The organism is Parapedobacter koreensis (genome assembly GCF_900109365.1).
In the GTDB taxonomy this organism is placed as follows: domain Bacteria; phylum Bacteroidota; class Bacteroidia; order Sphingobacteriales; family Sphingobacteriaceae; genus Parapedobacter; species Parapedobacter koreensis.
Genome location: NZ_FNZR01000006.1, coordinates 116,584 through 128,445, shown reverse-complemented (window position 1 = coordinate 128,445; position 11,862 = coordinate 116,584). Strand labels below are relative to the sequence as shown.

General features: G+C 48.0%; 8 protein-coding genes. 3 read left to right on the top strand and 5 right to left on the bottom strand.

The window, feature by feature from the left end; all coding sequences use genetic code 11:
• Both BMW65_RS15305 and BMW65_RS15300 read right to left on the bottom strand, forming a co-directional pair.
• Window positions 1–2,862, bottom strand: coding sequence for an outer membrane beta-barrel protein (locus BMW65_RS15305; protein ID WP_177181151.1), 2,862 nt, complete (start codon window positions 2,860–2,862; stop codon window positions 1–3).
• A 67-nt stretch (window positions 2,863–2,929) separates the two neighbouring features.
• On the bottom strand, window positions 2,930–3,667 hold the full coding sequence (locus BMW65_RS15300) for a hypothetical protein (protein WP_143053899.1): 738 nt from the start codon (window positions 3,665–3,667) through the stop codon (window positions 2,930–2,932).
• 192 nt (window positions 3,668–3,859) lie between these two features.
• On the opposite strand from BMW65_RS15300, the gene BMW65_RS15295 reads away from it, so the two are divergent.
• Complete coding sequence (locus BMW65_RS15295; RefSeq protein WP_090606904.1) at window positions 3,860–4,456, top strand: ribonuclease HII; 597 nt, start codon at window positions 3,860–3,862, stop codon at window positions 4,454–4,456.
• Here the strand turns inward: BMW65_RS15295 and BMW65_RS15290 are convergent.
• From BMW65_RS15290 to BMW65_RS15280, 3 genes are all read right to left on the bottom strand, one after another.
• Window positions 4,443–6,914: a YfhO family protein gene (locus tag BMW65_RS15290; protein ID WP_090606661.1), complete on the bottom strand. Its 2,472-nt coding sequence runs from the start codon at window positions 6,912–6,914 to the stop codon at window positions 4,443–4,445. The two genes, BMW65_RS15295 and BMW65_RS15290, sit on opposite strands and share 14 nt — an antisense overlap.
• Before the next feature lie 97 nt (window positions 6,915–7,011).
• Window positions 7,012–9,123, bottom strand: a complete 2,112-nt coding sequence (locus BMW65_RS15285; protein ID WP_090606659.1) for a M3 family metallopeptidase — start codon at window positions 9,121–9,123, stop codon at window positions 7,012–7,014.
• Window positions 9,124–9,411: 288 nt separating this feature from the next.
• Window positions 9,412–10,410 carry an aldo/keto reductase gene (locus tag BMW65_RS15280; protein ID WP_090606657.1) on the bottom strand — a complete coding sequence of 333 codons (999 nt, stop codon included), beginning with the start codon at window positions 10,408–10,410 and terminating at the stop codon, window positions 9,412–9,414.
• A 146-nt stretch (window positions 10,411–10,556) separates the two neighbouring features.
• Here BMW65_RS15280 and BMW65_RS15275 point away from each other — a divergent pair, with 146 nt between their 5' ends.
• Together BMW65_RS15275 and BMW65_RS15270 are read left to right on the top strand one after the other, a co-directional pair.
• Window positions 10,557–10,913: a winged helix-turn-helix transcriptional regulator gene (locus tag BMW65_RS15275; RefSeq protein WP_090606655.1), complete on the top strand. Its 357-nt coding sequence runs from the start codon at window positions 10,557–10,559 to the stop codon at window positions 10,911–10,913.
• Window positions 10,914–10,982: 69 nt separating this feature from the next.
• Window positions 10,983–11,765 (top strand): NIPSNAP family protein, encoded by a 783-nt coding sequence (locus BMW65_RS15270; RefSeq protein ID WP_090606653.1) that lies wholly within the window; start codon window positions 10,983–10,985, stop codon window positions 11,763–11,765.
• Window positions 11,766–11,862 lie beyond the last annotated feature (97 nt).

The window sequence follows — 11,862 nt, the reverse complement described above, 5'->3', positions numbered from 1 at the left end:
TTAGAAGCCTCCGGACCTCCGGTCGCCGCCCCATCCACCTGGCCCGCCCGGACCTCCTGGGCCACCCTGACGGTCAAACATGTTGCCTCCGGCGAAGTTGGAGAATCGATAGGTGAGCGAAAGCATGAAGTAACGGGCCAACCGGTTGCTCCGGCTATCCACAATCATATTTTCCGTGACATTACGTGATATGCTGGTCTGCTCGTTGAGCAGGTCAAACGCCTGGAAACGGATAGCACCGTTCCTCCCTTTGAAAAACTGCTTCTCAACATACGCATTGATAATCATCGGATTGGCACCCACCGAACTGGTATAGCCATTATTGCTCGTTTTTGCCAGATCGGCGCCGAATATCCAGGTAGGCGTAAGGTTTGCCGAACCATTCAACGTGAGTGCCCAGGTAGACACATCGCGGTTGCTCCCCGAAGTGACCGTATTACGCGTTGTGTTGTAAGTGTACCTTACACCCGGAGTGACTTCTATGGTCTCTTTGGGGTTGTACCTGAAATTAATACCTTGCGAAAGCACCCAGTTTTTTGCAATATTCCGCGCTGTATTGAAATAGGGCTCTCCTGTATTGTCATTTAGCTCCGAGGTCGTATACGATACGTTGTTGTTGTACGCTACCATACCATTGAACGATAAGGTATAGGTGCGGTTTGCAAAGGGTTTTGAAAAATTATAAAAGCCCCTCGTATTGTAGAATCCATTGGTATTGAGGTATTCCGTGGCCTGCACCACGCCAATGGAATCATCCAAAAAGGTAGTCCGGTTGGTCACAATCTTATCCTCAGCCAATGAACCCGTCAAGCCCACAAAAAAGGAATTGCCCTCGCCGATATTGAAATTCCGGTAGTTAATGCGCAGTTCATGCGTAAATTCAGCAGACAGATTCGGATTTCCCGTTACCGGCGCATTCGCATTGGAATAATCGGTGAAGGGTTGTATCTGCGTCACACCGGGTTCATTGGCACGCCCTGAGTAATTAATATTGAATCGTTTGGTACGTGACATTTCATACTCTACCCGGGCAACGGGCATCCAGTTGAATCCATTTCTATTGATGGGAATGGCCTGCCCGTCGATGTTTGCACCTCCGCGTAATAAATTGGGCTGTGCTGCCACACCTAATGAGTAATTCCACTTATCGTTGCGATAGCGGTAGGTAAGCGATCCCCGATGGGTGTAAAACGTGTAATCATATGCCCGATTATTGTTATAATTAGGATTGTCGATAATTATCCCTGTCGCATCGTACGCATTGGCTTGGCGGTTATTATCATACGATGCAAAATTGAAGTCGTAACTCACCTCCAAATTGCTGTATTGGCCCAACGGCTCGATATAAGACAGCGTCGTACCACCATTCAGGTTCTTGTTATCCAGGTTGATCAAGTGCTGCTGGTATACACTTTCCAAATCCTCTACCGCTGTTTCATACACCAACGTGTTCAGTATCCGTTCCTGATCCTGTTCTGTGCTTGCCGTATTTAATGAAAAGTTGATGAAGATATTCCGCCCCTTTTCGCTCAACCGCCGGTTGTATAAACCGCTGGCACCATAGTTTGGCGTATACGATTTATCCAGCTGCCTATTGGTCAGGTCGTTTATCAGCGATTGCCCCCGGCTATTGGTGCTTAATGACAGGTTATTTGCACGGTTCTGCCGGTAGGTGAAGTTCGGTGAAAATTTAATATAATTCTTGTCATCCGGTTTATATTCGATATTCCAGCTAAAACGATGATCATTGCCAATACTGCCGTTGTCCATGTTACTTGTCGTATACGTACTCGCGTCCGGGCTGATGATTTCCCTAAGTTCGTTGCTCAACGTCGCATTGTCGGTATGGCCAAAGCTGTATTCCCCATACATGGTGAGTTTGTCATTAAAGTCCTGCCTGTAATTCAGCCCGATTGACTGGGTATTGGTGAGGCCGTTGTTTCCGCCAAACCCCGGGCCGCCAAAGCCCATTCCGGCGCCGCCGCCAAAGCCACGGCCAAAACTACCGCCACCCGGAGCGCGCCGGGCACCACCGCTACGGATATTGAAATCAAATAAGTTGGCATTCACGTTATTCAGGTTGCCCAGTACGGACAGTTGCACCCCCTCCTTAAACATGCCATACGATCCTGTTGCTTGGTAGCGGTCTTCCGTACCTCCGCCTACACGGAAATTACCGAAATCACCATTGTTCCGTTCAGGGGCTATTTCCAAGTTCAATACCCGTTCCGGATCACCCGTACGGTTTCCGGTAACATTGGCCATATCGCCATAATCATCCACAATCTGTATCTTTTCAATGATCTCGGCAGGCAGGTTCTGGATAGCTGCCTTGATATCCCCTCCGAAAAAGTCCTTTCCATTGATGCGGGCGCGGGTCACGGTCTCTCCTTGTGCCGTCACGTTGCCATCTTTATCTACTTCTACGCCGTCCAACTTTTTCAAGGCATCCTCTACCAACGCGCCTTCCCGTAGCCGCAAATCTTTTGTGGCGTATTCCAAAGTATCTTCTTTTACCGTGATGGGTGCCACACCGGTCACGGATACTTCCGCAAGCATTTGGCTCGATTCGTTGAGGCTTACGGGCGTCTTCAATTCATTTTTGCCTTCAAAAGCAAAGCTCCGTTGCAATGTATCAAAACCCAAGCTGGTCACCGTGAGCGTGAAACGTTCACCCTTGATATTGTTAAAGGTAAACAATCCGCCGACACCGGAACTTGTTTGCACGGAATCAAGGTCTGACACCAGCTTGATGGATGCACCCACGATGGGTTCTCCATTCTGGTTACCTAATGTACCTAGTACCCGTTTATTGGTTTGGGAAAACCCCACAATGCTGAGCGACGTAAATAGTATGCTCAAAAGACCTACTGTAATTGTTTGTCTAATACCTGATTGATTGATGATTGTCATTATTGATAAATAAAAATTATTCTTTAGCTAAAGGTGCCACCACCCATACACCGGGTTCTTCTCTTGGCTTTGACGGCATCGCCTGCCCATAACCATAAGGATAGCCGTAGCCATAACCATAGGGATAGCCATAACCCCGTCTCATAGTGCTCGCCGAGCTGCCGCTGCCGGGTATCATCACGCCATTAATCTTTACATTGAACGCCAGCTCATCGCCGTCCTGGACAGACACCCGCAAGCGCTCAAGCGGAACCGCCATCTCGACACACAGCGCATCTGCGGTATCCAACGTGGCTTGGGCATGGATCCCATAGGTGTTTTCCAACGAAATTTGCCCATCGAGCACATCTTCAAATCGCATCACGTAAATAGCACGTATGGCCGCAAGTGCGCCTTTTCGCATATCGTCAGGACGATTATCATTATCTGCCGACATGATCGAACGAAAAGCCAATCGATCCGCAACAGGGAAATATACCGTGGGCCCCTCCCTTTTCTTGCCTTTGGTATTGGTCATAAAGGCAAGCCCTTGCGCAAAAATCTGCATCTGCCGATCCTTGTCAACCACCCGCATGGCGATGTAAAGATTTTTGTCGTCGTTTTTGATATGGTAACGAAACTTTTGTGTGGCATGTTCATAGACTAGTGTATCCCCCCATTCATCAAGCTTTCCATCAATAACGATCGCCGTAGCCCGATCCAACGATTGTTGGACATTACCCTTATTTCGCTGCGCAGCGATCGGATTTGCCAAAGCAAGCATGAATAACAAAAGCGTACAAGTATTCCTAGTCATTTGTACTGTAATGTGTGATTTTGACACCGCCATAATTGATTAGTTTAATTGTATAAGAATTATTACAACAGGGGCATTAAACCCTTTTATACGGACAAAAGTATATTTTTACCTAAGTTTGCCCCCGGATTAACGAAACTGTTTGGCATAATGCTACTGTCCAGGTATCAAGATACATTTATTGAAGCAGGTTGTGATGAGGCAGGCCGGGGCTGCTTAGCCGGGCCGGTATTTGCTGCTGCCGTAATCTTCTCACAGGATTTCGCACATGAGGTACTTACGGATTCCAAACAGCTCTCCGCCACCCAACGCCACGAATTGCGTCCCATCATCGAATCAAACGCATTGGCTTTTGCTGTCGCGAGTGTGACTGCAGAAGAAATTGATCGGATTAATATTCACAACGCTTCCTATTTAGCGATGCATCGGGCGCTTGATATGTTGACTTTGAAGGCAGCGTATATCATTGTTGATGGCAACCGGTTTATCCCCTACCAGCAAATCCCACATTGCTGCATTATAAAGGGCGATGGCAAGTACCTCTCCATTGCCGCAGCATCCATACTTGCCAAGACATACCGCGACGAATACATGGAAAACCTCGCGGCAGAATTTCCCCAATACGGCTGGCATCAAAATAAGGGCTATCCAACCATCCACCACAGGAACGCCATCTTGCAGCATGGGTTTACGCCCCATCACCGCCGCACATTCCGGGTCACGGATCCGCAGCTTAAGCTTTTTTAACCAACTTCGGCTCCGCTTTCTTTTTTACTTCCAGCCAAACGGCCAGCCCTATGCCGAGCACCAAGATAATGGAGCCAACCAATGAAATTGTTTCCCCGAGATGGTAGGATTGCGGTTCGAATTTAAACTCCACCTTGTGGTTGCCTCCGGGCAGCTGCAATGCGCGCAAAAGGTAGTTTGCCCGCAAAATCGGGAGTTCCTTCCCGTCTACGAAAGCCTTCCAGCCTTTGTCATACCATATTTCTGAAAATACCGCCAACGCATCATTGGGCGTGGAATATTCGTATACCAGTCGATCAGGCCGATAAGCTGTAAGTTCGATGGTGGCATTTACGGGGCGCCCCAGCCGCTTTTCGTCCAAAAGCGGTTTAAATTCTTCATGGACAAATGCCTCACTGTGGGGATCAAACCCATTGATGGCCTGCATCTCTTCCTCGTTGTCCTTCACCAGCGTGACTTTCTCCACAAACCACGCGTTGCCCGCCGCCGAATTGCGGCGTTGGATACGTTCACTGTTCTGGTTATTATCACGCGTGATGATATAGCGGGTGTTGAGCATATCCAGCACGTCTTCATTGATAGCGCCTGAAAACTGCCTTTCAATGACTTCCTGGTAACGCATGAGCTTCGCCGCGTGATACCCTCCGATGGATTTGTGGAAATACGAAGTCCGGGAGTCGGCAAAAGGATTTGTCGTCAAGTCAAACACGCGGTAATTCGGGTCTTTATCCATCAGGATAAGCCTATCCACTTCACGCTCCTGGATAAACTGGCGGTTTAGCTGCAGTTTGTCCACAAACCGATCGGCATTTAAATAGCGCTTATCCACGCTCCATAAATCAATCAGTGTAACAAGTCCCAGCAGCACGATGACCGGCTGTGCCTTCAGTTTATTTTTCACCAGCAACCATATCAGTCCAAACGTGATGATAATAAATAGCAGCGAGCGGAAGGCATCTGCCCTCGCCAAGGCCGCCCGGTCTTTTACCAGCGCAGCCATGAGCTCATTGGCAAACGTATTGTCCCGGAGCTGCTGGGCATACTGTTGAATCAGCGCCTGGTGATTGGAACTCTTAAAGCTAAGGAACACGTCGGGCAACAGCGCAATAAGCAAAACAATACCCCCCACACCATACAACACATACAATAGCTTTTTATCCAGTTTTTTGATCTTATCCCCCTGAACGGTGATTTCATTCACCGTCAAAATAGCCAGGATGGGGATTAATAGCGTAGCGATAATCAAAATCGATTCAACTGCCCGAAACTTATTATACATCGGGAAATAGTTGAAGAACAAATCGGATACCAATGGAAAATGCCGACCAAATGACAATAGCAAAACCAAGGCAGTGGTCGCAAAAAGCCACCACTTCAGCCTGCCCTTCACAACGAAAAGCCCCAGCACAAATAAGAAGACCACCCCGGATCCGAAATACCAAGGTCCTGACGTAAACTCCTTTTCGCCCCAATACGTAGCGAAATTGACGGCAGCCTCTGGTGAATAGGAATGGTTAGTCAATACCTTAGCCACATTCGACGTTTCATCCAGCTGGGTCGACATGCCGCCACCATACGCATTCGGGATCAAAAACGTCAGGCTTTCGCCCACCCCTTGGCTCCATTGATAGGCGTATTCCCTGCTTACGCCATTATCCGCCCGCTGGACATTTTCAGTTTTGAGGTTGGCTTTCCCCCGCAATGTTTCTTTGCTGTACTCATACGTTGGCCATAGCAACGAGGCATTTACCGCCAATGCTACGATGACAGCGATAGCCTGGTAGCCGACGGCTTTACCGAATTCCAGCACCCGCTTTTCTCTGATAGCAAAATACAATTCAATCCCTACCAAAATCAACACCGCAAGAAACAGGTAATACGTCACTTGAATGTGGTTCACCCGGATTTCAAGCGCCATACCAAGCGCCAGCAATACAGCACCCCATAGGTGCTTGCCACGGAATACCAGCAGTATGCCAGCTAATATAGGTGCCATGAACGCGATGGCATAGGTTTTATTGGCATGGCCCGCTTCGATATAGATGAAATTGTAGGAAGAAAAAGCAAACGCAATAGCGCCCATAGCTGCCAGCCACGGCTTTACTTTTAATACACTGAACAACAGATAAGCTCCAAGCAAATACAACAACACCACATCAACTGGATGCGGAAACACCGCTTTGAAGCCTCTCAATAAATAAGTCGTCAGGTTGCTCGGCAGCTCCATCAGCACCTGATACGATGGCATACCGCCAAACATGGAGTTTGTCCATAGCGGCATATCGCCGTCGCGTGCTTTGATATCCAAGATCTCTTTTTGCCCGGCCTGAGCAAGCAACACATCTTGCTGATACAATACCTTCCCCTGCCAAGCAGGTGTAAAATAGAGAAAACAGATGGCAATAAAAACGCCAATTACTACAAGGTGGGTCGAATTGTTGTTGAACCAGGTCTTCATTTAATCGCTATGGTTGTAATAACAAAGTGCCAAACATAGCTAAATTGCTTGGCATTCACGAACTCCGGCTCAATAAAATTTATCGGCCATAGCCCCGTCAATCCAGCCCCCTTTTCTTCATCAAATGCGCTGGATTGGGATCGGTACCCCGGAAAGCACGATATAGTACCGCGGGTTTTTCCGTGCCCCCCCGTTCGAGTACGTTTTTACGAAATGAGGCAGCAGTCTCCTTATCAAACAAGCTTTTCGCTTTGAATGCGGCAAAAGCGTCCGAATCCAGCACTTCGGCCCAAATATAGCTATAATAGCCAGCTGAGTACCCCCCGCTGAAGATATGTTGGAAATACGTACTCCGGTACCGGGGAATGATTTCGTCAATGAGGCCATACTTCGCCATGGAAGCACTTTCAAAAGCGGTTGCACCACCGGTGATCGCCGTGGTCAGCGTATGGTAGTCCATATCAAGCAATGATGCTGCCAAATACTCTACCGTAGCAAACCCTTGGTCAAACGTACCAGCTCGCTCCAGCTTGGCAATCAACTCATCAGGGATAGGTTCTCCGGTTTCATAATGATGTGCGTACAGCTTGAGTACCGCTGGATCCGCCGCCCAGTTTTCCATAATTTGTGAAGGGAGCTCCACGAAATCTCGTGATACCGATGTGCCTGAAAGACTTTCATAGGTGACGTTTGACAATAAGCCGTGCAAGGCATGCCCAAACTCATGGAACAAGGTGCTGGCCTCTTCAAACGTGAGCAGGGCAGGCTTATCGCCCACCGGCTTGGTAAAGTTGCATACGATGGAAACGACAGGTGCCACACGCTCGCCATCCGCGGTCTTCTGCTTGCGATACGAAGTCATCCAGGCTCCCACACGTTTGGATTGGCGGGGGAAGAAATCGGCATAGAGGATGCCCAAATGGCTACCGTCGGCGTCAAACACCTCATAAACTTCCACCTCGGGATGGTATACCGGTACATCGTCCAATGCATGGAATGTAAGCCCATATAAGCGGTTGGCGACGTTAAATGCACCCTCACGAACCTGCTTCAAGCTGAAATACGGTTTGATCTCGTCTTCGTTCAATGCATAACGTTGTTGGCGGATTTTCTCGGTATAATAACGCCAGTCATAAGGCGCGGGGATAAAGGATTGGCCCGTCGCTGCGATTTCCTGCTTGATGTCTGCCGCTTCCGTTTGTGCTTTAGCCAACGCTGGACGCCACAGGTCATTGAGCAATTGATATACGTTGTCCGGATTTTCGGCCATGGCTTCTTCCAGCACGTAATGCGCGTGGGTAGGATATCCCAATAAATTGGCCCGTTGCAAGCGGAGGTTCGCGATGTTTACCAGAATTTCCTTGTTGTCATGTGTATTGTTCTTGTCGCCCCGGTTTTTATAGGCTTCCCAGATTTGCTTGCGCAAGTCACGGTTGTCCGCGTATTGCAAAAATGGCATCACACTGGGGTTGGAAAGCGTAAATACCCATTTTCCATCTTTGCCCCGTTCCTTTGCAGTTTCCGCTGCCGCGGCCACCAGCCCCTCCGGAAGCCCCGCGAGGTTGCTTTCCTGCTCGATGACCAATTCGTACGCATTGGTCTCCGCCAGTAAATTTTGGTTGAATTCGACGCTCAATATGGCAAGCTCTTCATTGATTTTACGGAGTTTGTCCTTATCTGCGCCTTGCAGGTTTGCACCGCCGCGCACAAAACCTTTATAATTATCTTCCAACAATTTGAGTTGTTCGGGGTTCAAACCCAAGGCTTCCTTACTGTCCCAAAGGGTTTTAACACGTGAAAAAAGCTGTTCATTCAACCGAATGTTGTCCTGATGCGCGGAAAGCACAGGGGCCATCTCCTTCACAATGGCTTGAATCGAGTCGTTGGTATTTGCCGAATTCAGGTTGCTTAGCACGGTGTTTACCCGGCTAAGCAACTCGCCAGCGTTTTCCAGTGTGAGAATGGTATTCTCAAAAGTAGGTGCCTCGGCGTTATCAACGATGGCTGCAATTTCTGCTTCATGCTGTTGCATTCCGGTCTCAAGCGCCGGCTTGAAGTGCTCAATGTTGATTTTATCAAACGGCGGAACGCCGAATGGTGTGTCGTAGGCGGTTAAAAACGGATTTTCCGAAGTTGTTTTATTGTTTTCGCAGGATACAATGAATGCGGTTGAAATCATTAGTAAAGGTATAATTTGCTTGCTATTCATGGTTGTTTGATACGTTTTTTGCGGCCAAATGTACGTGCTATTTTTGAAAACCCAGCATAAAAGGAGAAATAGCGGCGGTATCTACCCCATGGAGGGAATTCCTTATGACCATTGCCGTATCCTATTCACTATTGATAAGGGTTTGATAGAGGTTTAGTAAGGGGTTAATGGGGGGTTGACAAAGGTTAGACCTTTATTAACCCCCCATCAACCCTTTGTTTCATACTTATCAATCCTGCCTTAATTGCGACAATGTCACGAAGCAATCACGAACCAATACCGGGGCGGTTACGCCTTTACCAATTCCAATTGCTGTAGTTCGGCCGAGATGATCGCCTCTTCTTCGGCACTCAGGTTGGCTGCTGTTGTTTTTGCATTTTGGATGGCCTGTTCGGTATTTCGCGCTCCTACCAGTGCAATCGTGATGCCGGGCTGCGCCAACGTCCACAGCAATACCAGCTGCCCCAGGGAAATACCTTTGCTATCCGCTATGGGTTTGATGCGATCTAAGAAAGCATTTGTGCGTTGAATATTCTCATTGGTGAAGAAATAAAGCCCTGCACGATGGTCGCCCTCACCAAATGCATGGTCCGCCTTTAGCTTGCCGGTGAGCAATCCGCGTTCCATGGGGCTGTAAGCCAGAATGGATTTTCCATGTGCCAGGCAATAAGGAACAACTTCGGTCTCAATGCCACGCTTGACCATGCTATAAGGCACTTGGTTGGAGACCACATCCACATAGTTAGTGGCTTCCGCCAGCTGGTCAGCGCTGTAGTTGCATACTCCCGCATACCTCACTTTACCTTGTTGGATAAGCTGGGCTACGGCTTCCATGGATTCCTGAATAGTCGTGGTTCTGTCTGGCCAATGGATTTGATACAGATCAATGTAATCGGTACCCAATCGGCGCAGGCTGTCTTCACATTCCTTAATAATGCTTTCCTTGCCCGCATATTTGTAGATGTCGATTGCTTTGCCTGAATTGTCTTTGCTATGGAACCCAAAATCACCTTTGGCCAAATCCCAGCGCATCCCGTATTTGGTAAGGATGTATACCTTATCACGTGCCATATCCTTGATGGCTTCACCCACGATTTCTTCGCTGGTACCTTGGCCATAAATGGGTGCCGTATCAATGGTATTCACGCCTAAATCATACGATGCTTTAATGGCTTCGACGGCATCCTTTCGCTCGGATCCACCCCACATCCAGCCTCCGGCAGCCCAGGCACCAAAGGTAATCACAGACAGGTCTAATTCTGTTCCAGCTAATTTTCTGTACAGCATAATGATTAATTTTTTAACTATAACTTGTATCTTAGCCTGTAAGAAACGGCCTTACAGCAGCTGCAAAATAACGCATATGCCCAAGCAATGGCAATAACTACTGAAATAATGAGTTATTGATAGACACACCAACAAACAACGATATCATGAGAAAATTGACGTCCACCAATTATTACAACCAACTTTACCTCGAAGACAAGTGCGCGTTGAATGAGCTCATCCACCTATTAAGCAAACGTTGGCTCACCGATGTGTTATTCAGCATCGAAGAAGGCAATACGCGGTTTTCGAGTGTAAAAGAAGATTTGAAGTATATCAGTGACAATATCCTAGCCGATCGGCTTAAGCTGCTTGAACATTACGGACTCATCACGCGCCATGAAGACGCTGACAGCGTGCCCGTACGGGTCGAATATGCACTTACCGGCACGGGCGATCAGCTCAGTGAGCTCCTGGATCACCTTTGCAAATTCGCAGAAGGCCAGATGGTTTTCCCAGATTAGCTACGTGCATTACGCAATATCAATCTAATACATTTACTTTGTATAATCAGTTATTACTAAATTTCGAACATGAGGACTAAAACACTACTCATCATTGCCGCGTTGGCTTTCTTATCCTATGCTGCCGGAGCAGCAAACCGCGATTTCTATCAATTGAAAATTTATCACCTCAAGACTGCCCAGCAGGTAGCGCAGTTAGATGATTTCCTTGAAAAAGCGTACCTTCCTGCTTTGCATCGGGCGGGGATAAGCAAGGTTGGTGTATTCAAGCCCATTGCTGATGCAACAGCCGATGCCGCAAATGAATCGCTGATTTATGTGTTTGTCCCATTCAAGGCTTACAAGCAATTTGCAGGGTTGGATGCCACATTGCAACACGATCAGGCCTATCAGGAAGCTGGTAAAGCCTACCTGCTTGCACCGTATGACAACCCACCTTATGATCGGATGGAGACTATCCTCTTAAACGCTTTCGAGGGAAGTCTACATTTCGAGGCACCCAACCTCACATCGCCCAAGTCGGAGCGCGTATATGAGCTAAGAAGTTATGAAGGCGCTACAGAGGCGTACTACCGTAATAAGGTGGAGATGTTCAATAAGGGCGATGAAGTCGGACTGTTCAAGCGCTTAGGGTTCAACGCCGTTTTCTACGGTGAAGTGATCGCCGGAAGCCGCATGCCCAATTTGATGTACCTCACCACGTTTGAAAATAAGCAGGCCCGCGACGAACATTGGGAAGCGTTTAGCAAGGATGCTTATTGGAAAGAACTATCCGCGAAGCCAGAATACCAGCATAACGTATCCCGGAATCAGCAAATCTTTTTATACCCGGCTGATTATTCCGATCTTTAAGTCGATGATGTAGACCATTCATTCGACTCATCCTACCGCTCGTCGGAGATTCCTTTATCGGACTATCCAAGGTGTTCATCTTTGCTGCATGAAAAAT

Bases quoted from the DNA above. Each gene is read 5' to 3' on its own strand.
- BMW65_RS15295 (WP_090606904.1), top strand. From the start codon at position 3,860: ATGCTACTGTCCAGGTATCAAGATACATTTATTGAAGCAGGTTGTGAT.
- BMW65_RS15290 (WP_090606661.1), bottom strand. From the start codon at position 6,914: ATGAAGACCTGGTTCAACAACAATTCGACCCACCTTGTAGTAATTGGC.
- BMW65_RS15285 (WP_090606659.1), bottom strand. From the start codon at position 9,123: ATGAATAGCAAGCAAATTATACCTTTACTAATGATTTCAACCGCATTC.
- BMW65_RS15280 (WP_090606657.1), bottom strand. From the start codon at position 10,410: ATGCTGTACAGAAAATTAGCTGGAACAGAATTAGACCTGTCTGTGATT.
- BMW65_RS15275 (WP_090606655.1), top strand. From the start codon at position 10,557: ATGAGAAAATTGACGTCCACCAATTATTACAACCAACTTTACCTCGAA.
- BMW65_RS15270 (WP_090606653.1), top strand. From the start codon at position 10,983: ATGAGGACTAAAACACTACTCATCATTGCCGCGTTGGCTTTCTTATCC.